The organism is Ancylobacter amanitiformis (assembly GCF_030814815.1).
Lineage (GTDB): Bacteria > Pseudomonadota > Alphaproteobacteria > Rhizobiales > Xanthobacteraceae > Ancylobacter > Ancylobacter amanitiformis.
In genome coordinates this window covers 248,746-272,867 of the sequence record NZ_JAUSVR010000005.1, presented here as the reverse complement: position 1 = coordinate 272,867, position 24,122 = coordinate 248,746, and the positions used below count along the sequence as shown (strand labels likewise).

General features: G+C 69.2%; 22 protein-coding genes. 14 read left to right on the top strand and 8 right to left on the bottom strand.

Annotated elements, in window-relative coordinates:
* Positions 1–236 precede the first annotated feature (236 nt).
* Both QOZ99_RS10525 and QOZ99_RS10520 read left to right on the top strand, forming a co-directional pair.
* On the top strand, positions 237–980 hold the full coding sequence (locus tag QOZ99_RS10525) for a class I SAM-dependent methyltransferase (protein ID WP_306889912.1): 744 nt from the start codon (positions 237–239) through the stop codon (positions 978–980).
* Positions 981–1,043: 63 nt separating this feature from the next.
* Complete coding sequence (locus QOZ99_RS10520; protein ID WP_306889911.1) at positions 1,044–1,943, top strand: nucleotidyltransferase domain-containing protein; 900 nt, start codon at positions 1,044–1,046, stop codon at positions 1,941–1,943.
* On the opposite strand, the gene metW is transcribed toward QOZ99_RS10520, so the two are convergent.
* Together metW and metX are read right to left on the bottom strand one after the other, a co-directional pair.
* Positions 1,873–2,505, bottom strand: a complete 633-nt coding sequence (metW, locus tag QOZ99_RS10515) for a methionine biosynthesis protein MetW (RefSeq protein WP_370876836.1) — start codon at positions 2,503–2,505, stop codon at positions 1,873–1,875. The two genes, QOZ99_RS10520 and metW, sit on opposite strands and share 71 nt — an antisense overlap.
* A 35-nt stretch (positions 2,506–2,540) precedes the next feature.
* A complete protein-coding gene (metX, locus tag QOZ99_RS10510; protein ID WP_306889909.1) occupies positions 2,541–3,731 on the bottom strand; it encodes a homoserine O-acetyltransferase MetX in 1,191 nt (396 codons plus the stop codon).
* A 134-nt stretch (positions 3,732–3,865) separates the two neighbouring features.
* Here metX and QOZ99_RS10505 point away from each other — a divergent pair, with 134 nt between their 5' ends.
* Genes QOZ99_RS10505 through QOZ99_RS10490 form a run of 4 tightly spaced genes read left to right on the top strand, consistent with a single transcriptional unit; the run spans position 3,866 to position 7,577 of the window.
* Complete coding sequence (locus QOZ99_RS10505) at positions 3,866–4,840, top strand: chorismate mutase (RefSeq protein WP_306889908.1); 975 nt, start codon at positions 3,866–3,868, stop codon at positions 4,838–4,840.
* 43 nt (positions 4,841–4,883) lie between these two features.
* Entirely contained in the window at positions 4,884–6,023 is a 1,140-nt protein-coding gene (gene hisC / locus QOZ99_RS10500; RefSeq protein ID WP_306889907.1) for a histidinol-phosphate transaminase, read from the top strand.
* Positions 6,013–6,948 carry a prephenate/arogenate dehydrogenase family protein gene (locus QOZ99_RS10495; protein ID WP_306889906.1) on the top strand — a complete coding sequence of 312 codons (936 nt, stop codon included), beginning with the start codon at positions 6,013–6,015 and terminating at the stop codon, positions 6,946–6,948. Before hisC ends, QOZ99_RS10495 begins: the two co-directional genes overlap by 11 nt.
* A gap of 50 nt (positions 6,949–6,998) precedes the next feature.
* Positions 6,999–7,577: a hypothetical protein gene (locus QOZ99_RS10490; protein ID WP_306889905.1), complete on the top strand. Its 579-nt coding sequence runs from the start codon at positions 6,999–7,001 to the stop codon at positions 7,575–7,577.
* 428 nt (positions 7,578–8,005) lie between these two features.
* On the opposite strand, the gene QOZ99_RS10485 is transcribed toward QOZ99_RS10490, so the two are convergent.
* Positions 8,006–9,496 (bottom strand): CoA-acylating methylmalonate-semialdehyde dehydrogenase, encoded by a 1,491-nt coding sequence (locus tag QOZ99_RS10485; RefSeq protein WP_306889904.1) that lies wholly within the window; start codon positions 9,494–9,496, stop codon positions 8,006–8,008.
* A 141-nt stretch (positions 9,497–9,637) separates the two neighbouring features.
* Here QOZ99_RS10485 and QOZ99_RS10480 point away from each other — a divergent pair, with 141 nt between their 5' ends.
* Complete coding sequence (locus QOZ99_RS10480) at positions 9,638–10,558, top strand: LysR family transcriptional regulator (protein WP_306889950.1); 921 nt, start codon at positions 9,638–9,640, stop codon at positions 10,556–10,558.
* A gap of 19 nt (positions 10,559–10,577) precedes the next feature.
* Here the strand turns inward: QOZ99_RS10480 and QOZ99_RS10475 are convergent, their stop codons facing one another.
* Both QOZ99_RS10475 and QOZ99_RS10470 read right to left on the bottom strand, forming a co-directional pair.
* The gene (locus QOZ99_RS10475) at positions 10,578–11,618 is read right to left on the bottom strand and encodes a Bug family tripartite tricarboxylate transporter substrate binding protein (RefSeq protein ID WP_306889903.1); all 1,041 of its coding nucleotides are present in this window, start codon (positions 11,616–11,618) and stop codon (positions 10,578–10,580) included.
* A 186-nt stretch (positions 11,619–11,804) separates the two neighbouring features.
* Positions 11,805–12,494, bottom strand: a complete 690-nt coding sequence (locus QOZ99_RS10470; RefSeq protein WP_306889902.1) for a GntR family transcriptional regulator — start codon at positions 12,492–12,494, stop codon at positions 11,805–11,807.
* Between the two features lie 112 nt (positions 12,495–12,606).
* Here QOZ99_RS10470 and QOZ99_RS10465 point away from each other — a divergent pair, with 112 nt between their 5' ends.
* The 3 genes from QOZ99_RS10465 (at position 12,607) to QOZ99_RS10455 (ending at position 16,106) form a co-directional block, all read left to right on the top strand.
* The gene (locus QOZ99_RS10465; protein ID WP_306889901.1) at positions 12,607–13,503 is read left to right on the top strand and encodes a dihydrodipicolinate synthase family protein; all 897 of its coding nucleotides are present in this window, start codon (positions 12,607–12,609) and stop codon (positions 13,501–13,503) included.
* Positions 13,504–13,764: 261 nt separating this feature from the next.
* On the top strand, positions 13,765–15,078 hold the full coding sequence (locus QOZ99_RS10460; protein ID WP_306889900.1) for an NAD(P)/FAD-dependent oxidoreductase: 1,314 nt from the start codon (positions 13,765–13,767) through the stop codon (positions 15,076–15,078).
* A 26-nt stretch (positions 15,079–15,104) separates the two neighbouring features.
* Entirely contained in the window at positions 15,105–16,106 is a 1,002-nt protein-coding gene (locus QOZ99_RS10455) for a 4-hydroxyproline epimerase (RefSeq protein WP_306889899.1), read from the top strand.
* A 42-nt stretch (positions 16,107–16,148) separates the two neighbouring features.
* Here QOZ99_RS10455 and QOZ99_RS10450 read toward each other — a convergent pair whose 3' ends face one another.
* Positions 16,149–16,616 (bottom strand): MerR family transcriptional regulator, encoded by a 468-nt coding sequence (locus QOZ99_RS10450; protein WP_306889898.1) that lies wholly within the window; start codon positions 16,614–16,616, stop codon positions 16,149–16,151.
* A 77-nt stretch (positions 16,617–16,693) separates the two neighbouring features.
* Between QOZ99_RS10450 and QOZ99_RS10445 the strand changes: the two genes are divergently transcribed.
* Positions 16,694–19,006, top strand: coding sequence for a heavy metal translocating P-type ATPase (locus QOZ99_RS10445; RefSeq protein WP_306889897.1), 2,313 nt, complete (start codon positions 16,694–16,696; stop codon positions 19,004–19,006).
* A gap of 29 nt (positions 19,007–19,035) precedes the next feature.
* On the opposite strand, the gene QOZ99_RS10440 is transcribed toward QOZ99_RS10445, so the two are convergent.
* Positions 19,036–20,631 carry a bifunctional aminoglycoside phosphotransferase/ATP-binding protein gene (locus QOZ99_RS10440; protein ID WP_306889896.1) on the bottom strand — a complete coding sequence of 532 codons (1,596 nt, stop codon included), beginning with the start codon at positions 20,629–20,631 and terminating at the stop codon, positions 19,036–19,038.
* A gap of 130 nt (positions 20,632–20,761) precedes the next feature.
* Here QOZ99_RS10440 and QOZ99_RS10435 point away from each other — a divergent pair, with 130 nt between their 5' ends.
* Entirely contained in the window at positions 20,762–21,820 is a 1,059-nt protein-coding gene (locus QOZ99_RS10435) for a threonine aldolase family protein (protein WP_306889895.1), read from the top strand.
* Here QOZ99_RS10435 and QOZ99_RS10430 read toward each other — a convergent pair whose 3' ends face one another.
* Entirely contained in the window at positions 21,821–23,206 is a 1,386-nt protein-coding gene (locus QOZ99_RS10430; RefSeq protein WP_306889894.1) for an aminotransferase-like domain-containing protein, read from the bottom strand. It lies immediately after the preceding gene.
* Between the two features lie 115 nt (positions 23,207–23,321).
* Between QOZ99_RS10430 and QOZ99_RS10425 the strand changes: the two genes are divergently transcribed.
* Both QOZ99_RS10425 and QOZ99_RS10420 read left to right on the top strand, forming a co-directional pair.
* Positions 23,322–23,537 carry a hypothetical protein gene (locus QOZ99_RS10425; RefSeq protein WP_306889893.1) on the top strand — a complete coding sequence of 72 codons (216 nt, stop codon included), beginning with the start codon at positions 23,322–23,324 and terminating at the stop codon, positions 23,535–23,537.
* 63 nt (positions 23,538–23,600) lie between these two features.
* On the top strand, positions 23,601–24,083 hold the full coding sequence (locus QOZ99_RS10420) for an MSMEG_0572/Sll0783 family nitrogen starvation response protein (RefSeq protein ID WP_183188739.1): 483 nt from the start codon (positions 23,601–23,603) through the stop codon (positions 24,081–24,083).
* The last annotated feature ends 39 nt before the right edge of the window (positions 24,084–24,122 follow it).

Here is a 24,122-nt window from a genome sequence, read left to right as displayed (position 1 = left end):
ATCGGCTTCGCAGGCACCGGGCCTTGCGAATGCGAACGCGGGGGTCTGAGACACCCCGCGTGGCCTGGGACGTCGGCGATATGTGATGATGAGGGGCTGAAGACTGCCGCGGCTGAACCGAAGCGGACGTCGCGCAACGCGGCCCCGATACGGGCAAACCACCCGTACACCGTGCCTATGTGGCGTAAATACGTGGTGATTTCAAGTCGTCACTGGTCGGGATATAAGCTCAGCCCATGTTTCCCGACGTCGTCGACCTCCGCAGCTTCTATGCCCAGCCCCTCGGCGTGGTCACGCGCCGGCTGATCGGCCGTTCCATCCGCGCGCGTTTTTCCGATGTGCGCGGCCTCGCCGTGCTCGGCATCGGCTATGCCACGCCCTATCTCGGCGTGTTCCGCGAGGAATGCGAGCGCACGCTCGCCTTCATGCCGGGCGCGCAGGGCGTGACCCGCTGGCCCTCCGCCGCGCCGACGCTGGCGGCGCTGGTCGACGAGACCGAGCTGCCGCTGCGTGACGGCATGGTCGATCGCGTCATCGCCGTGCACCTCCTGGAAATGACCCCCGCCGCCGAGGACGTGCTGCGCGAGGTGTGGCGCGTGCTGGCGCCGGGCGGGCGGGTTCTGTGCGTCGTGCCCAACCGGCGGGGCGTCTGGGCGCGGGTCGACAACAACCCGTTCGGCCATGGCCGGCCCTATTCGCGCGCGCAGATCACCGATCTCCTGCGCGAGGCGCTGTTCACGCCGGTTGCCTGGGGCGAGGCGCTGTACATGCCGCCCGTCGCCCGCAACTGGCTGCTGCGCTCGGCCGTGGCTTGGGAGCGCGCGGGCGCCTCGCTCGCCCTCCCCTTTGCCGGCGTGCATGTGGTGGAGGCGACCAAGCAGGTCTACAAGCCTGTCGTGTCGAAGCGCCGGGCGGCGCAACTGCGCGTGCTACGGCCGGTGCTCGAACCCGTCCTGTCCCCCCGCCCGCTGGGCGGCTGAGGCCGGGACCCGGATGGGCTCGGGCCTCGGAGACCGTCCCCATCCCGAAGGAGGTCATTGCCGATGCGTGGGCGCACCAGTTTTCGCGCGATTCCCGCCAGCATGGATCCCGTCATCGTCGGTCGGATCGACAGGCAACTGGCCGCGATCGCGCAGGACCATGACGTCTTCATTGCACTCGCCATTGAAAGCGGCAGCCGCGCCTGGGGTTTCCCCTCACCCGACAGCGACTATGACTGCCGCTTCATATTCGTGCGCCCCACGCAGGCCTATCTCACCCCCTGGCCGCGCCGCGATGTCATCGAGATGCCGTGCGACGCCGTGCTCGACATCAACGGCTGGGAGCTTGGCAAGGCCCTCAAGCTGCTGCTGCGCGGCAACGCGACCGTCATCGAATGGCTGACGTCGCCCATCAGCTATTCTACGGAGCCGCGGTTTCGCGACGACCTGCTGGATCTGTCCCGCCGTCTGGCCAGCCGCGGTCTGATCGCGCGGCATTATTTCCATTTCGCCCAGCGCCAGAGGAAAAGCCTTCTCGTCGGCGACACGGTTCGGCAGAAGGCGATCTTCTACATGGTGCGGCCGGCCATGGCCTTGCGCTGGCTTCGCCTGCATCCGGGCGAGGCCGTGGCTCCGATGCACTTCCCAAGCCTGATGCGGGCGAGCGATCTGTCGGCCGATGTGACGGCGGTGCTCGACGAGCTGATGGCGCGCAAGGCGCAAACGCGGGAACTGGGCGAAGGGCCGATGCCCGCGCCGATCCTGCGCCTCATCGAACAGGAACTGGCATCGGGCGAGGCGACGATGCGCGAGGCTCCCGCCACGCCGCTGGAGGGCCGGGCCGAGGCGGAAACCTTCTTCCGCGCCTGGGTGGCGAGGGGTGAACGCTCCCTCACGGCCCCCGCGAGAGCAGGAACACGGCCTGCTCGCCGAGCAGGTTCCACACCGCCCAGGGCAGGTTGACGCGCACCGGATAGCCGGACGCGTTGAGCGCGGTGGCGCGCTCGATCCTTGCATCGACCTCCCCCACCAGATCGACGAAGTCGCGAATGGTGCAGAAATGGATGTTCGGCGTGTCGTGCCAGCTATAGGGCAGGTTGTCGGAACTGGGCATCCGGCCATTGACCAGGAGGTCGAGCCGCAGGCGCCAGAAGCCGAAATTCGGGAAGGAGACGATGGCGCGCCGGCCCACGCGGAGCATCTGCTCCAGCACCCATTTCGGCCGCCGCGTCGCCTGGATGGTCTGCGACAGGATCACATAGTCGAAGGCGCCGTCGGGATAATCGGCCAGGTCGAGATCGGCGTCGCCCTGGATGATGGCCAGCCCGCGCGCCACCCCGGCATTGACCCCCTCGCGCGAGAGTTCGATGCCGCGCGCATCGCAGCCGCGCGTGGTCGCCAGCAGCTCCAGCAACTCGCCATCGCCCGAGCCGACGTCGAGCACGCGCGAGCCGGGCGCCACCATGTCGGCGATCAGCAGAAGGTCGACGCGCTTGCCGGAGGCGGCGCGGGCGGCCTCCTTCATGGTGAGGTCATGGATGGCAATATCGCGCGGCGACATCACGCGACCCCCACCGCGCGGGCCGCGGCATCGATGAAGCCGCGGGTGATGGCGGAGAATTCCGGCTCCTCCAGCAGGAACGCGTCATGGCCCTTGTCGCTGTCGATCTCGGCAAAGGAGACCTGCGCGCCGGCCGCGTTCAGCGCATGCACCACCGCGCGCGAATCGGCCGTGGTGAACAGCCAGTCCGAGGTGAAGGAGACGAGGCAGAAACGCGTTCGGCTGCCCTTGAACGCGTGGGCCAGCACCCCGCCATAATCCGCCGCGAGGTCGAAATAATCCATGGCGCGGGTCACGTAGAGATAGGAATTGGCGTCGAACCGGTCGACGAATGCCTCGCCCTGGTGGCGCAAATAGGATTCCACCTGGAAATCCGCATCGAACGAGAAGGTGTGCCCGTCGCGGTCCTGCAGCCGGCGGCCGAACTTGCGGTGCAGCGACCCGTCCGACATGTAGGTGATGTGCGCCGCCATGCGCGCGACCGCGAGGCCGCGCCGCGGGCTGGTGCCCTCGACCAGGTAGCGCCCGGCGCGCCAGTCGGGATCCGCCATCACCGCCTGGCGGCCAACCTCGTGGAAGGCGATGTTCTGCGCCGAGTGACGCGCCGCCGTGGCGATCGGCATCGCCGCGAAGACGCGCTCGGGATAGCTCGCCGCCCATTGCAGCACCTGCATGCCGCCCATGGAGCCGCCCACCACGGCCAGCAGCCGCGCGATGCCGAGATGGTCCAGCAGCATGGACTGCGCGCGCACCATGTCGCGGATCGTCACGACCGGCAGGTCGAGCCCATAGGGCTGACCGGTCGCCGGATTGGTGGAGGAGGGCCCCGTGGTGCCGAGGCACCCGCCGAGCACGTTGGAGGCGATGACGAAGAAGCGGTCGGTATCGATCGGCTTGCCGGGCCCCACCAGCGTCTCCCACCAGCCCGGCTTGCCGGTGACGGGATGCACATTGGCGGCGTGCTGGTCGCCCGATAGCGCGTGACACAGGAGAATGGCGTTGCTGCGCGCGGCGTTGAGCGCGCCATAGGTCTGGTAGGCGATCTGGAACGGGCTCAGCATGCCGCCGGCATCCAGCGGCAGCGGCGCATCCGCACCAAAGCGCACCACCGCCGAATGGGGATGGTCCGCCTCGCCGCGCGCGGCCTCAAAGAACGGCCGTTCCAGGGTGGTCGTGTCGCCTTCGGCCATGATCAACCGTCCAACCGGACAAACAGTTCGTTATACCGGACGCACGGATGATCCCACAGCACCGGCTTGTCAATATCGGGCGGGGTGAGATTTTGTTTTGCGCTGCGCCCGCGCGGCGCTAGGAACATCGGCCGATGAACGAGAAACCCCGCCCCCTCGCCGCGCCCGACGACGCCTCGGTTCTGAACGCCGGCAGCGGCCCCGCCGCTCCCGCGCCCGACCTCGCCGTGCTGCGTTCGGAGATCGACCGCATCGACGCGGCGATGCACGCGCTTTTGATCGAGCGCGGCCAGATCATCGACCGGCTGGTGGCGGTGAAGCGCGCGCGCGGCGCCGAGGGCGGCTCCGCCTTCCGCCCGGCGCGCGAGGCCTCGATGATGCGCCAGCTGGTGGACCGCCACCGGGGCATCCTGCCGCTCGATACGGTGGAAGGCATCTGGCGAGTCATCATCTCCACCTTCACCTATGTGCAGGCGCCCTATGCCGTGCACGCCGACCTGGCCGCCGGCGAGGCGGCGATGCGCGACACCTCGCGCTTCCATTTCGGCTTCACCGTGCCCTTCGTCGCGCATATGGGCCCGGCCGGCGTGGTCGCGGCGGTCGCCGCCTCGCGCGGCGATCTCGGCCTTGTCCCGGCCTTCGCGCCGCCCGGCGCCAGCGCCTGGTGGACCGCGCTGGAAGGCAGCCACGCGCCCAAGATCATCGCCCGGCTGCCCTTCGTGGAGCGCGCCGACCACCCCGCGGGCCTGCCGGTCTTCTGCATCGCCCACCCGGTGACGGATGGCGCGGTGACGGAGGTGGAGACCTGGAGCCTGCATGTCGGCGGCTGGTCCGCCCAGGCCGCGCGCGCGCTGGCGCCGCTGGCCGATGTCATCGCCGTGCCCGATCGCGGGCTCGATGGCGCGGCGCTGCTGGTGTCGATCCCGGTCGGCGGCGCGGTCGCGCTCGATGCCGTGCTCGCGACGCTGCGGGCGGCCGGCGCCTCGGTACGCGCGGCGGCCCTCGTCGGCAGCCATGCGAGCCGCTATACCCACGCGCCGCAGTCGGCGCTGCCACACGGCTCGCCCCCGCAGCCCGCCCCCACCGATGCCCGCGCCGGGAATTCCTGACGCGCGCCGCTCCCTCCTCTTCCGCCCTTCCGGAGTGCCTGCCATGTCGTCCGCCCCCGTGCCCAGCCGTCCCGTCCCGCGCCCCGGCGTGCTGGCGATCGAGGCCTATGTGCCCGGCAAGGCAAGCGCGGGGCCGGGCACCAAGGTGTTCAAGCTCTCGGCCAACGAGAATCCGCTCGGCGCCAGCCCGAAGGCGCTGGACGCCTTTCGCTCGCTCGACACGCTGGAATTCTACCCGGACGGCTCGTCGCTGAAGCTGCGCGAAGCGATCGGCGCCGCCTATGGCCTTGACCCCGCGCGCATCGTCTGCGGCACCGGCTCGGACGAGCTGCTCATGCTCACGGCGCTGGCCTTCGCGGGCCCCGGCGACGAGGTGCTCTATTCGCAATACGGCTTCCTGGTCTATCGCATCGCCGCGCTGGCGGCCGGGGCGACGCCGGTGGTGGCGCCGGAGACGGACCTTCATTCCGATGTCGACGCCCTGCTGGCGGCGGTGACGGAGCGCACGCGCGTGATCTTCCTCGCCAATCCCAACAACCCGACCGGCACCTATCTGCCCTTCGACGAGATCAAGCGCCTGCAGCGCGGCCTGCCGCCCCACGTGCTGCTCGCGCTCGACGCGGCTTACGCGGAATATGTGCGCCGCAACGATTATGAATCCGGCATCGAGCTGGTCGCCACCACACCCAACGTGCTGATGCTGCGCACCTTCTCCAAGATCCACGGGCTTGCCGCCCTGCGCGTGGGCTGGGCCTATGGCTCGGCCGAGGTGATCGATGCGATCAACCGCATTCGCGGCGCCTTCAACGTCTCGGCGCCCGGCATCGCGGCGGCCATCGCGGCGATTGGCGACGCCGCGCATACCGATTCGGCGGTGGCGCATAACGAGGAATGGCTGCCCTGGCTGACGCACGAACTGAGCGCGCTCGGGCTGGATGTCACGCCGAGCGTCACCAATTTCCTGCTGGTGCATTTCCCCGACGCGCCGGGCAAGACCGCGCGGGAGGCCGACGCCTTCCTGATGCAGCGCGGGCTGATCCTGCGGCGGGTCGACTCCTACGGCCTGCCGGGCGCACTGCGCGTGACCATCGGCACCGAGGAGGCCAACCGCCTTCTGGTCGCCGCGCTGGCGGAATTCCTCGGAAAAGCGGGCGAACAGACGGGCACGGGTCATGGTGCTTGATCCCCCGCTGGCGCATCCGCTGGTCGGCCGGCTCGCCATTATCGGCATCGGGCTGATCGGCTCCTCCATCCTGCGCGCGGCGGCGGCGCGCAAGCTGGCGGGCACGCTCATCGCCTATGACGGCAATGAGGCGGTGCGCGCCCGCGCCGCCGGGCTCGGCCTCGCCGACCTCGTTGCCGAAACCCCGGCACAGGCCGTGGCGGATGCCGACATCATCATCCTGTGCGTGCCGGTCGGCGCCATGGCAGCGGTGGCGCAGGACATCGCCCCGCATGTGAAGCCGGGCGCCATCGTCTCCGATGTCGGCTCGGTCAAGGCCTCCGTGCTGAACGCGCTGCGGGCGCATCTGCCGGAAGGCGTGCACGTCATTCCCGGCCATCCGGTGGCCGGCACGGAATATTCCGGCCCGGATGCCGGCTTTGCCACGCTGTTCCAGAACCGCTGGTCGATCCTCACCCCGCCGGAGGGCGCGGACGCGGATGCGGTGGCCAGGCTTTCGCAGCTGTGGAGCGCGATGGGCGCCAATGTCGAGACCATGACGCCCGAGCACCACGACCTGGTGCTGGCCATCACCTCGCATGTGCCCCACCTCATCGCCTACAACATCGTCGGCACGGCGGCGGACCTCGAGGATGTCACCCAGTCGGAAGTGATCAAGTACTCCGCCGGCGGCTTCCGCGACTTCACCCGCATCGCGGCGTCCGACCCCACCATGTGGCGCGACGTGTTCCTCAACAATCGCGAGGCGGTGATCGAGGTGCTGGGCCGCTTCACCGAGGACCTGATCGCGCTGCAACGGGCGATCCGCTGGGCCGAGGGGGACAAGCTGTTCGACCTGTTCACCCGCACCCGCGCCATCCGCCGCTCGATCATCGAGATCGGCCAGGAAACGGCGGAACCGGATTTCGGCCGCGAGCGGGGGTGAGGGGGAAAGCAGCAAAAACTTAGCTGCTAGAGGCAATTTGGAGGTGCAGAATGGCGTTCGTTTCTGACTCTATCATTCCTCGTCGGCTTTTCCTCGACACGGGCACATTTCAGGCGATCGCAGATTGCGGTGGATACGTGTTCGGCGAAGACCCGTTACCGCATGCTGATGATTTTCCGTCCGATGCGGTGCCGCAAATCCTGCGCCGATCTGATGGCGAGGATATACTCGACAGTTTAAGAGAGATTTTTACCTTTAATGACAGAGCCCATTTCGATTGGATTTTGAGTTCTTCATCTCTGGCTGAAATTGACGCTGCGAAAAATGTCCGACTTAGTAGATATGCGCGAGATATAATTCAACATTCTGAAATTTGCTTAACCGAAAATCCTCCTAGACGATTTGCTACAACCATGGCGTCGTTCTTTCAAGGAAGCGTATTCGGAAACTTAAGTTCTAAAGATCGCAATTTACTTTTAGATGCTGCCGCATCCGACCGCGATCATTTCCTCACGATAGAGAAACGATTGCCGAAGCAGGCACATGTGATTCTTAAGTATGTCCCGCTGGTTATTTGTTCGCCAAGTGAACTCTGGACAAAACCAGTTCCGCATCTAAGCGGATTGTGAAGGTTTGTAGGGTTTCCCCGCAGGCGCCTCAGCCCGTGTTAGATGACGAACTGGGCGCCTTCGCGGATGCAGGTTGGCCAGCGTGGGCGGTGGTCTTCATCTTTGGTGTAGAAGCCCGCGCCTTGCTCGCGCACCGGGCGGCAAGCTCCCTCTCCCCGTGGGGGAGGGGGTTGGGGTGAGGGGGCAGCCGGGTGCCGGGCTTTGCACCGTCGCCGCCCCTCACCCGCCGCTGCGCGGCGACCTCTCCCCGACGGGGAGAGGTGTAGGCGGGCGCGGAGCCCTCTTAGCTGCGCGCGGTACCGTCAGAGAACACCGTCATGGCCGGGCTTGACCCGGCCATCCATGCCTTGATCGGCGCGCGGGAAGTCGTGGATCCCCGGGTCAAGCCCGGGGATGACGTCGTGTGGGTGCGGGAGCAGCCCCCCCCCTCATCCCGTCGTCGGCATGACGAACTGGGCGCCCTCGCGGATGCCGGTGGGCCAGCGGGCGGTGGTGGTCTTCATCTTGGTGTAGAAGCCGACGCCTTCCATGCCATAGACGTTGCGATCGCCGAACACCGAGCGCTTCCAGCCGCCGAAGGAGTGGAACGCCACCGGCACCGGGATCGGCACGTTGATGCCGATCATGCCGGCCTTGGCGTCGCGGTCGAAGGTGCGGGCGCTGTCGCCGTCGCGGGTGAAGATGGCGGCGCCATTGCCATATTCGTGGTCGTTCACCAGCTTGAGCGCCTCGGCGAAGCTGTCCACGCGCACCACCGAGAGCACCGGGCCGAAGATCTCGTCCTTGTAGATCTTCATGTCCGGGGTGACGTCGTCGAACAGGCAGCCGCCGATGAAATAGCCGTCCTCATAGCCCTGCAGCTTCAGGCCGCGCCCGTCCACCACGAGCTTCGCGCCTTCCGCGACGCCGGCATCGACATAGCCGGAGACCTTGGCGAGGTGCTCCTTCGTGACCAGCGGGCCCATCTCGCTATCGCGGTCGAGGCCGGGACCGACCTTGAGCGCACGCACCTTCGGCACCAGCCTGTCGAGCAGCGCGTCGCCGACGCCGCCCACCGCCACGGCGACCGACACCGCCATGCAGCGCTCGCCGGCCGAGCCATAGCCCGCGCCCATCAGCGCATCGACCGTCTTGTCGAGGTCGGCGTCGGGCATGACGACGAGGTGGTTCTTGGCGCCGCACAGCGCCTGCGCGCGCTTGCCGTGCGCGCAGGCGGTCCTGTAGACATATTCGCCGATGGCCGTGGAGCCGACGAAGCTGACCGCGGCAATGTCAGGGTGCGTCAGCAGCGCATCGACCGCCTCCTTGTCGCCCTGCACCACGTTGAACACGCCGGCCGGCAGGCCGGCTTCCGCCAGCAGTTCGGCGAGCATCAGCGAGGGGGTCGGGTCCTTCTCGGAGGGCTTCAGCACGAAACTGTTGCCGCAGGCGATCGCCACCGGGAACATCCACATCGGCACCATGACGGGGAAGTTGAACGGGGTGATGCCGGCCACCACGCCCAGCGGGTGACGGGCCGAGAACACGTCGACGCCGCGCGCCACCTGCTCGGTGAAATCGCCGCGCAGCAGATGGGGAATGCCGCAGGCGAACTCGACGACTTCGATGCCGCGGGTGACTTCGCCCTTGGCATCCTCGAAGGTCTTGCCGTGCTCGCGGGTGATGGCCTCGGCCAGCGCGTCGATGTCGCGCTCCAGCAGCGCCTTGAACTTGAACATCACCCGGGCGCGGGTCAGCGTCGGGGTGTCGGCCCAGCCCGGGAAGGCCGCCGCCGCCGCGGCCACCGCCTCGCCCACCGTCGCGGTGGAGGCCAGCAGCGCCTCGCCGGTCTGCGCGCCGGTCGCGGGATCGAAGACCGGCGCTGTCCGTCCGGCGGTGGTGACGCTCTTGCCGCCGATATAATGCCCGATGACCGCCATGGCGATCTCCCCCTGTTATGTGCCGTGCTGGTTGTGCTTGCTGAAAGCGTTCACTTCAACGACGATGTTCCCGCATCCGTTGTGCGCAAACGGGCTAACAAGAATAAGCGGTCAAGACTGAACGCGACGGAGGCGACCATGATGGACTGGGATCACCTGCGGATTTTCCTCGCCGTGGCGCGCGCCGGCCAGATGCTGGCGGCGGCGCGCCAGTTGGGGCTCGACCATGCCACGGTCGGCCGCCGGCTTGCCGCGCTGGAGGCCGGCCTGGGGTCCAAGCTGCTTGAGCGCCGCACCACGGGCAGCGAACTGACCCCGGCCGGCGAGCGCCTGCTTGCCCATGCCGAGCGGATCGAGACGGAAATGCTGCAGGCGCAGGCCGCGCTCGGCAATGTCGATCTCGCGCTGGCCGGCACCGTGCGGATCGGCGCGCCCGACGGATTCGGCACCTATTTCCTCGCTCCCCGGCTCGGCCGGCTCGCGGACGAACATCCCAACCTCACCATCCAGCTCGCGCCGCTGCCGCGCAGCTTCTCGCTGCCCAAGCGCGAGGTGGACATCGCGGTGACGCTGCAACGCCCGGGCGAGGGGCGGCTCGTCGCCCGCAAGCTGACCGATTACAGCCTCGGCGTCTACGCCACGCGCGGCTATCTGGAGCGCACCGGGCCGATCGCGCGGCTCGCCGATCTCGCCGGCCGCCTGCTCGTGACCTATGTGCCCGATCTCGTCTATTCGCCGGCCCTCGACTATTTCGAGGCGTTCCGCGAGGTGGAGGCCCGGCGGCTCGAATGCGCCAGCGTGGTCGGGCAGATGGAGGCGGTGCGCGCCGGGGCGGGCATCGGCATCCTGCACGACTATGCCGCGCGGACCCATGCCGAACTGGTGCGGCTCTTGCCGGAATTGAGTTTCCGGCGCGCCTACTGGCTCGTCACCCATGCCGATATTCACGGGCTGCGGCGCATCCGCGAGGTGGAGGACTTCATCGCCAGCGCGGTGCGCGACGCGCGCGGCAGCTTCATCGCGGCGGATCTGGCGCGGCCCGCCCTCGTGCCGGCGGACTGAGCGGGCAGCGCCGGGCGCGTCAGATCAGGCCGAGTGCGCTGATCTGGCTGCGCACGCGGTCGCTCTCCTCGCGCACGAAGCGGGCGAAATCCTCGCCCGTCCTCAGGCTGCTCTGCCAATTGTACTGGAACAGCTTCGCCCGCCATGCCGGGCCCGCCACCATACGCTCCATCAGCCTGACCAGATCGGCCTGACTGTCGGCGCCGATGCCCGGCGGGGCGAACACGCCGCGCCAGTTGGCCAGCCGGATATCGACGCCGTGTTCGGCAAAGGTCGGCACGGCCACGCCCGGCAGGCGCTGCGAGGACGAGATGGCCAGCGCCCGCAGCCGCCCGACATTCACCTCCGGCAGAATGTCGCCGAGGCTGCCAACGACGCCGACCGCCGCCCCGCGCGCCGCGGCATCCGCCGCGCCAACGCCGCCGACATAGGGATGATAGCCGACGAGGCGCCCGGAAATGCCGACATGCCGTGCCAGCATGCCGACCAGCAGATGATCCGTGCTGCCGAGCGAAGAACCCACGAAGGATACCGCCTCGGGCTGCTGCCGCATCGCCGAGAGCAGGTCGCCCAGCGACCGGAACGGCGAATCGACGCTGACCGCGAGGACGAGGTTCTCCGTGATGAGGCAGGCAATCGGCGTCAGGTCGGACAGGTTGACGGGGAGATGCTGCATGACGGCGACGCCCGCCATGCCGATGCCGCACACCATCAGCAGGTCGGTGCGCCCGCGCTCGCGGTCGACGAACTGCACGAAACCGCCCGCCGCGTTGCCGGGATGATAGGCCGTTACGGGATCGGCGACGAGGCCGGCCTCGCGCAGGCTCATGTCGATCGCCTGGGCGAGGCGCTCCAGCCCCCCGCCTCCGCCCCCGCCGGCCGGCACGAACAAGGCGAGCGACCCGGTTTCGCGCGCGGAGGACTGCGGCGGTGCGGGTGTCGATGGCTGTGTCTGGGCCTGTGTCTGGGCCTGCGCCCACGCCACCAACCCGGCCGGGCCCGCGGCGGGCAGGGCGACAAGGCCACCGGCTACACCGGCGATGAAGCGGCGACGGTTCATGGGCGCGAGGGTCCCTGCCGGCGGCCTGTGACGGCACCGTGAAGGTCCCCGCATAACGCTTCGTCACCGGGCTCGAAAGTCTTAAGTGGCAAGCTTCGATGCCCGGCGGGATGTTTTTTGGCGCGGGAACATGGCCTTTCATGCGACACGGTATATAAATACCTCTGCCCATCGTCGCCACGTATCCTAGCCGGCGCGGACCGCTTTCTCCCCGGCACGGCTGCGACTGAGAAAATCCACCAGCGAGCGGCCCGCCGCCAGAATATGCTCGCGGGTCAGCGCCGCCGCCTGGTCGGCATCGCGCGCGACGACGGCCGCTAGGATCGCCTCGTGCTCACGCTGCGCCCGCGCCATGCCGTCGGTCAGCACCAGCTGGGCGCGCGAGTAGCGGTCCACCCGGTCGAGCGCGGCGTTGATGGTGGAGAGGTAATAGGGCCGCGCCGAATCCTCATACAGCGCATAGTGGAAGCGCCGGTTGAGCTCTCCCCAGCGAGCGCTGTCCGGCTCGCTGGCGAAGGCCGCGGCGAACTCGGCGCCGCGCGCGAGCGCGGTTTCCGACATGCGTGGAATCGCCAGCCGCAGCACCTCCGGCTCGATCAGCGCGCGAAACTCGAACACTTCCTCGATTTCCGCGATCGAGAGGCTGGAGACCACCGCGCCACGATAGCGCTGCGTCGATACGAGGCCCTGCTCCTCCAGCCGGGTCAGCGCCTCGCGCACCGGGATGCGGCTGACATTGAACATGCGGGCGATGCGGTCCTGGCGCAGCGCCTCGCCCTCCTTCACCTCACCTTGGGTGATGGCCTCGCGCAGCGCCTCGAAGATCACCTCGGAAGCCGAGGCCATCTGGCCGATATCGGTCGCCTTCACCTTCATGTCGCATTTCCCTCGCCAGTCCAAAAAGGATATTGCAAATTGGATCCAAAAAACAGATGCTGCCGGCGAATTCCGTCACGCCCAATTCCGTCACGCCCCAGGAGCGCGAGCCATGTGGACAGGTGTCTTCCCCGCCGTAACCGCCAAGTTCACCGAGGCTGGCGCCCTCGACGCCCGTGAGATGGAGCGCTGCTTCGCCCTGCAGATCGATGCCGGCGTCGACGGCATCATCGTCAACGGCTCGCTGGGCGAAGGCCCCATGCTGTCGCATGACGAGCGCCTCGAGGTGCTCGCCATCGCCAAGTCGGTGGCTGGACGCAAGCCGGTGCTGATGACCATTGCCGACGCGGCGACCCGCGATTGCGCCTCTCTCGCCGCCCGCGCCCACACGGCCGGCGCGGATGGGCTGATGGTGGTGCCGAGCCTCGTCTACCACACCAACCCGAAGGAAACGGTCGCGACCCTCAATGCGGTGGCGCAGGCCGGCGACCTGCCGGTGATGATCTATTCCAACCGCGTCGCCTACCGGGTCGACGTCACCATCGAGATCATGGCCGAACTGGCCCGGGACTCGCGCTTCGTGGCGATCAAGGAATCCTCCGACGATATCCGCCGCAGCACCGAGATCATCAACGCGCTGGGCAGCCGCTTCGACGTCTTCACCGGCGTCGACAATCTCGCCTATGAGGCGCTCGCCGTGGGCGCGGTCGGCTGGGTGGCCGGCCTGGTCGTCGCCTTCCCGGAAGAGACGGTCGCCATCTATCAGCTGATGAAGGCCAAGCGCTATGACGAGGCGCTGGCGATCTATCGCTGGTTCCGCCCGCTGCTCGACCTCGACGTGTCGACCTATCTCGTGCAGAACCTGAAGCTGGTCGAGGCGCTGGTGACCGGAACCACCGAGCATGTGCGCGCGCCCCGCCTGCCGCTGGAAGGCGCGCAGCGCGCCAAGGTCGAGGCGATCGTCGCCGAGGCGCTGGCCACCCGCCCGGCCCTCGCCAAGGCCGCCTGAGGCCCGCCTGAAGCCCGCCTGAAGCCCGCCTGAAGCGGCGGGCCGGAAGACCTCTCGGAGAGCCTCATGGGCGCACCTGCCGCGGGCAATGCCGGTCCGCCCGCGGCGATGGCAGGCGCCCTGAGACGAAAGACCCCGCGCCCGGGCTTGACCCGGGAGGTGGAAAGGCCGAGGTGCCCGGCCGGAACCTCAGGACCGCGTCGATTCCCCGGGGATCGCGCCCGGCCGTGAAGGTCGCGACAGAGATCTCAGCAGGGCAGAATGAACAGCCACTCGGTTGCCGCCAACGCCGCCCGCGCCGCTGCCGGTGACGGCCAGCCCCTGGCGCGGAACGACGCGGCCAGCGACATCATCGTCATCGGGGCCGGCATTGTCGGCCTCGCCGCCGCCTTCCATCTCCTCGGCGAGGGCCGGCGGGTGCGCCTGCTGGAGCGCAACGGCGTGGCGGAAGGCGCGAGCTATGGCAATGCCGGCGCCTTCGCCTTCACCGACATCCTGCCTCTGGCTTCGCCCGGCATCCTGCGCAAGGCGCCGGCCTGGCTGCTGGATCCGCTCGGCCCGCTGTCGATTCCCCCGTCCTACCTGCCACGCATCCTGCCGTGGCTGATCCGCTTCGGCCGCGCCGGCCTGCCCGATCGCTACCGCCATTCGCTGCTGGTGCAGGCGCGGCTCATGCGGCTCGCCGCCACCGCGATGGACGCCATGGTCGACGCCGCCGGGCTGCGCCCGCTGGTGCGCCGCGACGGCAATCTCCAGCTCTATGAGAGCGAGGGGGAATGGCAGGCCGCGCTGCCCGGCTGGGAAGCGCGCGCGAGCGAGGGGATCCGCTTCGAGCACGCGCGCGGCGAGCGCCTGGCGGAACTCCAGCCCGGCCTGTCGCCGCGCTTCACGGTCGGCACCTTCACCCCGCACTGGCAGACGGTGGCCGACCCCTACCGTTTCGCGATGGCGCTGTTCGATGCCGTCATCGCGCGCGGCGGCGCCATCACCCATGGCGAGGCGGTGCGCCTCGAACCGGGGCCGGATGGCGTGCGCATCCACCTTGCCGACGGCTCCCGGCGGCTCGCCGGCCAGGTCGTGCTGGCGGGCGGCGCCTGGTCGCGCCCGCTGGCGAAAGGGCTGGGCGATCGCCTCCCGCTGGAAACCGAGCGCGGCTACAACACCACGCTGGCGCCCGAGGCCTTCGACCTCAGGCGCCAGCTGACCTTTGGCGGCCATGGCTTCGTGGTCTCGCCGCTCGTCACCGGCATTCGCGTCGGCGGCGCGGTGGAACTGGGCGGGCTCGCCGCGCCACCCAATTTCAGGCGCTCCGAGGCGATGCTGAAAAAGGCCGCCGCCTTCCTGCCGGGCCTCAGGACCGAAGGCGGGCGGCAATGGATGGGCTTTCGCCCCTCCATGCCCGATTCGCTCCCCGTCATCGGCCCCTCGACCGCCGACCCACGCGTGTTCTATGCCTTCGGCCACGGCCATCTCGGCCTGACGCAGAGCGCGGCGACCGGCCGGCTCATCGCCGAGCTCGCCAGCGGGCGCCCGCCCTCGATCCCGATCGATTCCTTCCGCCCCGACCGCTTCTGACGCCCCCATCCGCAACGAGTAGCCCCATGGCGCGACACAGTTTCTTCTGCATAGACGGCCACACCTGCGGCAATCCCGTGCGCCTCGTGGCGGGCGGCGGGCCGAACCTCGAGGGTTCGACCATGCTGGAAAAGCGTGCGCATTTCCTGCGCGAATTCGACTGGATCCGCACCGGGCTGATGTTCGAGCCGCGCGGCCACGACATGATGTCCGGTTCCATCCTCTATCCCCCGACCCGGCCGGACTGCGACGTCGCCATCCTGTTCATCGAAACCTCGGGCTGCCTGCCCATGTGCGGCCACGGCACCATCGGCACCGTGACCATGGCCATCGAGCATGGGCTCATAACCCCGAAGACGCCGGGCGTGCTGATGCTCGACACTCCCGCCGGCGTGGTGAAGGCCGAATTTCGGCAGGAAGGGCAGTATGTGGAGGAGGTGCGCATCACCAACGTGCCCGCCTTCCTTTATGAGCGTGGCCTCACCGCCCCGTGCCCGGGCCTCGGCGAGGTGACGGTGGATGTCGCCTATGGCGGAAATTTCTACGCCATCGTCTCGCCGCAGGAGAATTTCCGCGACATGGCGGATTTCACCGCCGGCGAACTCATCGGCATGAGCGGCGCGCTGCGCCGCGCGCTGAATGAGAAATACGTGTTCGTGCACCCGGAAAAGCCGGAGATCCGCGGCCTCTCGCACATTCTGTGGACCGGCGCGCCGCAGCACCCGGAGGCACACGCGCGCAACGCCGTGTTCTATGGCGACAAGGCCATCGACCGCTCGCCCTGCGGCACCGGCACCTCCTCGCGCATGGCCCATCTGGCCGCGCTCGGCGAGCTCAAGGTCGGCGACACGTTCATTCACGAGAGCATTATCGGCTCGCTGTTCAAGGGCCGGGTCGAGGCGCAGGTGAAGGTGGGGGACCACGACGCCATCATCCCCTCCATCGGCGGCTGGGCGCGCATGACCGGCTACAACACCATCTTCATCGACGATCGCGACCCCTTCGCGCACGGCTTCGTGGTGGTGTGAGCGGACGCGGCTGAATCCGCGGCCGCCGCCGCGCGCGGCCGGTCAGCGCCCGAGGCCGCCCGGCTCGGCGGGGCCGTGATGGTGGCGGCACTCGCCGTGATCGGCGAGGATCTCGATCACCCGGCATGCCGCGACATGGCCGTGCGAGCAGCCTTCCACCATGCGCTGCAGTTCCGCCTTCAGCGCGGTGAGGCTGGCGATGCGCCGCTCCACCTCGATCAGCCGGTCACGGGCGATGGCATCGGCGGCGGCGCAGGACTGGTCCGGCTGGTCCTGCAATTGCAGCAGCGTGCGAATCGCCTCGATCTCGAAGCCGAGTTCGCGCGCATGGCGGATGAAGGCGAGCCGACGCATGTCGGCCGCGCCATAGGAGCGGCGCCCGCCTTCCGTGCGCGGCGGCGCGGGGAGAAGGCCGATCTCCTCATAATAGCGGATGGTCGGCACCTTCACGCCGCTCGCGCGCGCCGCCTCGCCGATGGTGAACATGCCGGCCGGCTCGGTCCTGCTCATTTCCCGCTTGCTCCTCTAGTCGCTAGAGGAGTTAGGCTCTGACCGACCCTGGGGCAAGAGGGATGTGAGGTGACGAGATGTCGGCCATGAAAATCCGCTACCGCATCGACGGCATGGACTGCGCGTCCTGCGCGACCAAGATCGACACCGCGGTGCGCCGCGTGGCGGGCGTGGCGGACGTGGCGGTCTCCGTCACGGCCGGCACCCTGACCGTGGATCACGAGGGCGCCGACCTCGCGCTGGTGGAAAAGCGCGTCGCCGGCCTCGGCTACGGCATCGTGCCGCTCCCCACCGCGAGCCGCCCGGCCGCAGCGGCGCCCGCGCCGGCTCCCGACACTGATCACGACCCTGCGGGCCATGCGCACGGGCCCGGGTGCTCGCACGATGCTGATCACGCGCAGGATCACGGCCACGCGTCCGCCGCGCCTGTCGGGGTGAGGGCCGCCCCGGCAGCAAGGGCGACCGACCGCCATGACCACGACCGCGACGGCCACGACCGCGACGGCCACGACCATGCGCATCTTTCCATCGACGGGCCGTGGTGGAAAAGCGGCAAGGCGCGGCTCACGCTCGTCTGTGGCGCGGCGCTGGCCGGCGCCTATGCGATCGGCCATGTCGCGCCGTGGCTCGATCCGTGGATCTTCATCGCGGCGCTGCTGATCGGCCTCGTGCCGATCGCCCGGCGCGCCGTCATGGCCGCCCTGTCGGGCACGCCCTTTTCCATCGAGATGCTGATGACCATCGCCGCCGTCGGCGCGGTGGTGATCGGCGCCTCGGAGGAGGCGGCCGCCGTCGTGTTCCTGTTTCTGGTCGGCGAATTGCTGGAAGGCGTCGCCGCCGGCCGCGCCCGCGACAGCATCCGCGCGCTGACCAGCCTGGTACCCAAGACCGCCCGGCGGATCGAGAACGGCACCACCCGCGAGGTGCCGGCCGAGAGCCTCACGGTCGGCGCCGTCATTCTGGTGCGGCCGGGCGAGCGCATCCCCGCCGATGGCGAGGTGCTGGAGGGAAGCGGCGCGGTGAACGAGGCGCCGGTGACCGGCGAGAGCGTGCCGGTGGCCAAGCGCCAGGGCGATATCGTCTATGCCGGCACGGTGAATGTCGACGCGGCGCTCACCATCCGCGCCACCACCGAGCCCTCCGACAACACCATCGCCCGCGTGGTGCGGCTGGTGGAGGAGGCGCAGGAGAGCAAGGCCCCCACGGAGCGCTTCATCGACCGGTTCTCGCACTGGTACACGCCCTTCGTCGTGGGGCTGGCGGCGCTGGTCGCCGTGGTGCCGCCGCTGCTCTTCGGTGTCGGCTGGGATGCGTGGATCTACAAGGGCCTCGCCATCCTGCTCATCGGCTGCCCCTGCGCGCTGGTCATCTCGACCCCCGCGGCCATCGCCGCCGGGCTGGCCTCCGGCGCGCGGCGCGGCCTGCTCATCAAGGGCGGCGCCGTGCTGGAAGTGCTGCGCAACATCGACACGGTGGCGCTCGACAAGACCGGCACGCTCACGGCAGGAAAGCCGAAAGTGACGGACGCCATCGCCTTCACCGGCGATGACGACGCGCTGCTCGCCCGCGCCGCCGCACTGGAGGCCGGTTCCACCCATCCGCTCGCCACCGCCATTCTGGCGGAGGCCGCCACGCGCGGCCTCTTCGTGCCCGGCGTGGGAAGTGCCGGCGCGGTGAGCGGCGAAGGCGTTACCGGCACGGTGGAGGGCGTGGCGCTGTTCCTCGGCTCGCCCCGCGCGGCCGGCGCGCGCGCCCCCCTCACCCCCGACCAGATGGCGGTGATCGAACAGCTGAACGATGCCGGCAAAACCGTCTCCGTGCTTCTGGCGGATGGGGCGGCGGAAGGGCTCATCGCGATGCGCGACGAGCCGCGTCCCGATGCCGCCGCCGGCCTTGCCGCGCTGACGGCGGCGGGCATCCGCACGCTCATGCTGACCGGCGACAATGAGCGTACCGCGCGGGCGATCGGCGCCGATCTCGGCATCGAGGTGCGTGCCGGGCTGATGCCGGCCGACAAGCAGCGCATCGTCAATGAGTTGCAGCGCGCGGGGCGCAAGGTCGCCAAGGTCGGCGACGGCATCAATGACGCACCCGCGCTCGCGAGCGCCGATGTCGGCATCGCCATGGGCGGGGGCACCGATGTCGCGCTGGAGACGGCGGATGCCGCCGTGCTGCACGGGCGGGTGGGCGATGTCGCCGCCATGATCGACCTGTCCAAGGCCACGATGGGCAATATCCACCAGAACATCGCCATCGCGCTCGGGCTCAAGGCGGTGTTCCTCGTCACCACCATTGCCGGCGTGACCGGGCTGTGGCCGGCCATCCTCGCCGATACCGGGGCCACCGTGCTGGTCACGGCCAACGCGCTGCGGCTGCTGCGCAGACGCTGAGCCGGCAAATCACTGCGCCCGGGGTGGGCCTATCGGTGGACGGCGCGCCCCAGCGCGGCCTGCGCGCGCGCCAGCACCTCGTCCGGCGTGCCGGTGGCGGAAAGCCGCAGCCAGTCGAGCGGGCCGACCGCCCGTTCGGCCTGATGTCTCACCACCTCCACGGTGGCATCCGAGGCATCGCCGGACCTGGCCTCCACGCGGGCCGCCAGCGCCGCGACCGGCGCCTCCAGCCAGAGGCCGGAAAAGCCGGCGCCGGCGCGCTGCGCGACTTCCGCGAGGGCGGCACGCTCCTCGGGCCGCTGGTGCACGGCATCGACCACGACGCCATGGCCGCTCGCCAGCACGGCCGCGGCCCGCGCGCGCAGCGTCGCATAGACCTCTTCCGTCGCCTCCATCGTATAGGCCTGGGGCGGCAGACGATCGAACTCGCCGACCCCGGCGAGGCGCTTCCGCTCGACATCGCTGCGCAGATGCACCGCGCCCGGCAGCGGGCCGATGACGGGGGCGAGATGGCTGGCCAGCGTGCTCTTGCCCGTGCCGGACAGCCCGCCAATGGCCACGAGCCGTGCCGGAACCGGGGTCAGCGCCACTTCGGCGAAGGCGAGATAGGAAAGTGCCTCGGCCCGCCCCGCCTCCAGCACCGGGCCGGTGCGATGAGCCAGCGCCGCCGCGCTCACCTGCGCCCTTATCCCCGCCCGCAAGGCGATGAACAGCGGCAGCGCTTCCAGCCCGTCATAGGGTGGGGCGCCGCCGCGAGCCTTGAGATAGGCATTGAGCAGGCGATTGGCGGCCAGCGCCTCGCCGCGCGTGCCCAGATCCATCAGCAGGAAGGCGAGATCGTAGAGAAGGTCGATCGTGGCGAGAGCCTCGTCGAATTCCAGCGCGTCGAACAGCACCGGCACGCCGGCGATCAGCGCGATGTTGCGCAGATGCAGGTCGCCATGGCAGCGGCGCACCTCCCCGCGCCGCGCACGGGCCGCGAGCAGGGGCGCCAGCCGGCCGAGCGCTCCCGCCAGGGCCGCGCCTAGCGCGGCGACGCGGGCCGGCGCGAACAGGTCCGGCGTCTCCCGCAGCCCATCCACGATGCCGGCGGCGACGCGGGCAAGCGCGGCCGGCGCATCCCATTCCCGGTGGCGCGGCGCGCGCTCATGCGCGGCCGCCACCGCCTGCGCCAGCGCGTCGATCAGTTGATTGTCGAGCCCGCCCCGTGCGGCGACATGATCGAGCGTCGCCTCTTCATCGAAGCGGCGCATGTGCACCGCCCATTCGACAATGTCCCCCGCCCCACCCAGATGCAGCCCGCCCTCCCGCGCCACGATGGGCACCAGGCCGAGATAGAGACCGGGCGCATTGTCGCGGTTCACCTCCAGTTCGCGCTGGCAGGCGCCGTGCCGACGCTCCAGCGTGGAGAGATCCATGAAGGGGAAACGCACCGCGCGCTTGATCTTGTAGACGTCTTTCCCGGCCAGAAAGACGACGGCGCCATGGGTATCGATCCGCCGCACCGGGCCCGTGATGCCATGCGTCGCCGGATCGGCGAGCAGCGCGAAGACCGGCTGCTGGTCGGCGACGACATGATCGGCGGGCGAGAGGGCCGGGGACGTGACGGTTGGGGACGTGTTCATGCCCCCAGTCTAGAACGCCGCGCCCGCCCCGACATCCGGCGTTGTGCGGGCCGCGAGGACGGGCATCCCGGTTGCGCGGCGAACGGCTATAAGGGAGGTTCGATGCGACCACCCTTTCAGGAATCCTCCCGTGACCGATGAGACCCGTTCCCTGCCGCGCCAGCCCGGCTTCGGCAGCGATAATGTGGCGGGCATTTCGCCCGCCATCCTCCAGGCCCTTGCCGCCGCCAATGAGGGGCCGATGCCCTCCTATGGCGCCGACCCGATTTCACGCCGCGTCGAGGAAAAGCTCTGCGCCCTGTTCGAGCGCGACGTGGCCGTGCTGCTCGTCTCCACCGGCACGGCGGCCAATGCGCTGTCGCTCGCCCTGTTCAGCCCGCCCTGGGGGGCGGTGCTGTGCCATGCCGGCAGCCATATCGAGAATGACGAGTGCGGCGCGCCGGAATTCTTCACCGCCGGCGCCAAGCTGGTGCATGTGGCGGGCACTGATGCGCGTATCGATCCGGAGGCGCTGCGCGCCGCCACCCGGCTGAACAGGGGCGATGTGCACGGCGTGCAGCCGGCCGTGGTCTCCATCACCCAGGCCAGCGAACTCGGCACGCTCTATTCGCTGGAACACACCCGCGCCATCGGCACTGTCTGCCGCGAGGCGGGGCTGCCGCTGCACATGGATGGCTCGCGCTTCGCCAATGCGGTCGCGGCGCTCGGGGCGAGCCCGGCGGAACTCACCTGGAAGGCGGGCGTCGACATCCTGTCCTTCGGCGCCACCAAGAATGGCGCGATGGGGGTGGAGGCGATCGTGCTGTTCGATCCCGCGCGCGCCGGCGAACTGGCCTTCCGCCGCAAGCGTGGCGGGCACCTCTCCTCCAAGATGCGCTTCCTCGCCGCGCAGATGGACGCCTATCTCGACGACGACCTGTGGCTCGCCAATGCCCGCCACGCCAACGCGATGGCCGCGCGGCTCGATGCCGGCCTGCGCGCCATCCCGGGCGTCAACGTCAATGGCGCGGTCGAGGCCAACATGCTGTTCGCGCGACTGCCGCAGCCGATGATCGACGGGCTGCTGGCCCAGGGCTTCCGCTTCTACACCGACCGCTGGGGCGCCGGCGTGGTACGGCTCGTCACCTCCTTCGCCACAAGCGAGGACGATGTCGACGCCCTGCTGGCGGCCGCGCGCAACCTCGCCTGATCACATAACCGAGGACACGGCCTCGGGCGACTGCTCCAGCGCGTGGGCGATATAGTCGAGCGCGGAGCGGATCTGCGCCCGGCTCGCCGGCCCGCCGAGACACACGCGCACCGCCTCGCGCACCGGCCCGCCGGTGGTGAAGGCATCGCTCGCCACCACGCCGATGCCGGTGGTGCGCATGTGGCCGACAAAGGCCGAGCGGGTCCACGCCGCCGGCAGCTCGATCCAGAGATTGAAGGCAAGCGGGTCGGCGCGGAACGAGCCCGCCGGCAGGATCTCGGCGGCCATTGCCTGCCGCGCCTGCGTCTCAGCGCGGATGAAGCGCAGCAGCGTATCCGCCGTGCCATCCTCGATCCAGCGCGTGGCCAGCGCGGCGGTGAGCGGGGAGGCCATCACGCTCGCCGTGCGCAGCGCCGCCGCGAAGGGATAGCCGGCGCGCGCATCGGGCACCACGACATAGGCCGTGCGCAGCCCCGCGCCGATGCATTTGGCCAGACCCGCCACGTGCCAGGTGAGGTCGGGCGCGATGGCGGCGAGCGGCGGCGGCCCATGCGGGGGGATGAAGCCATAGGCGTCATCCTCGACGATCGGCACGCCGAAGCGCCGCGCCACCTGGGCGATGGCCGCGCGCCGCGCCTCGGGGATGGTCAGGGTGGTCGGGTTCTGCAGCGTCGGGTTGAGATAAATCGCCTTGGGCGCCAGCGTGCGGCAGGCCTGCGCAAAGGCATCGGGGTCGATGCCCTCAAGGTCCATCGGCAATCCGTGCAGCTTGAGCCCCAGCTGCGCGGCGATGGCGCGCGCGCCGGGATAGGTGATCGCCTCGCACAGCACGCATTCGCCCGGCCGGGCGAGATGGCCGAGAATGCCGAGCAGGGCGGGATGCGCGCCCGGCGTGACGAAGATGCGCTCCTGCGAGGGCACCATGGCGCGCCGCCCCAGCCAGGCGGAAGCCGCGTCCTTGTCCGCCCGCGTGCCGCCGAAGCCCTGATAGCGCAGCAGCGCGACCAGATCGCGCGCGACCTCGGCAAGCCCCTCCTGCATGCGCTCGATCAGGGCCGGATCGTCCGGCTCGGGCGGCAGGTTCATCGAGAGGTCGACGGCGGTGGGCCGCGCGGGTGTGGCGGCGCGCGTCCGCGGGCGCGGCGCACCCACCACGAACGTGCCCTGCCCCACGCGCGATTCGACGAGGCCGCGCTTCTGCGCCTCGACATAGCCGCGCGCCACGGTGGTGAAATCGATATCCAGCCGGCTCGCCAGCTTGCGCTGCGGCGGCAGCCGGTCGCCAATGGCGAGGCGGCCGCTGCGGATGTCCTCGCCGATCAGGTCGGCGATGGCGAGGTAGCGCGGCTTGTCGGAACGGGAGAGGTCGGGCGTCCAGTCGGCCATCGCAGTCGGTCTTCCTGTCTTGCTCGCGGCAACGGCGGCCGCGCTTCGGCGTGGCGTTCCGGTCCCGCGCCATCCATGCACGGCATAATTGACTGTATAATGTTGCAGAGGTGGCATGTCACCCCTGGTCCAACAATTGCTGCATCAGGAAGAGTACGAAGCTATTCCTGTCAGCTGCCCGCAAACCAAGCAAAACCCTGCCTGTTCGCTGCGCGCCCGCCCAGAGTTTCAACAGGTCGGAATCGGCGAGCGATCCCGGATTGAATGTATATTTGAATGCAATTTGACTGTTTTGCTGATTCTTTTTGCATTCCATCAATTGGCACATTGATTGCAGTTCCAGATGGCGTGACCCGGCAGCGCTGCCGGCCCCGTTTCACCTTAGGAGAGCGACATGGCCACCATCACCGTCCCCGCCCATCAGAAGGGCGACGTTCTGGTCGACTTTGAGGACAAGAAGTTCGAGGACGTCAAAGCCGCCCCCGGCGAGAAGGCGCTCATCACCTTCCACACCGTCGCCTTCGAGGGCTCGATCGGCCTCGTCAACCTGCTGCAGGCCTCGCGCCTGATCCAGAAGGGGTTCGAGACTTCGGTGCTGCTCTATGGCCCCGGCGTCACGCTCGGCGTGCAGCGCGGCTTCCCCAAGCTCGGCGACGAGGCCTTTCCCGGCCACCTGAACTTCAACAACCGCATCGAGAAGATCCTCAATGACGGCGGCAAGGTCTATGCCTGCCGCTTCGCCCTGCAGGCGCTGTACGGGCATGGCGAGGGCGCGCTGATCCCCGGCATCATCCCGGTCAGCCCGCTCGACGTGCTCGACATCATCCTCCTGCACCGCCGCGACAACGCTTTCATCCTCGATACCTGGACGCTCTGAGCGTCCGGGTCTCCACCGCATCCGAGGAGGCTGCAATGG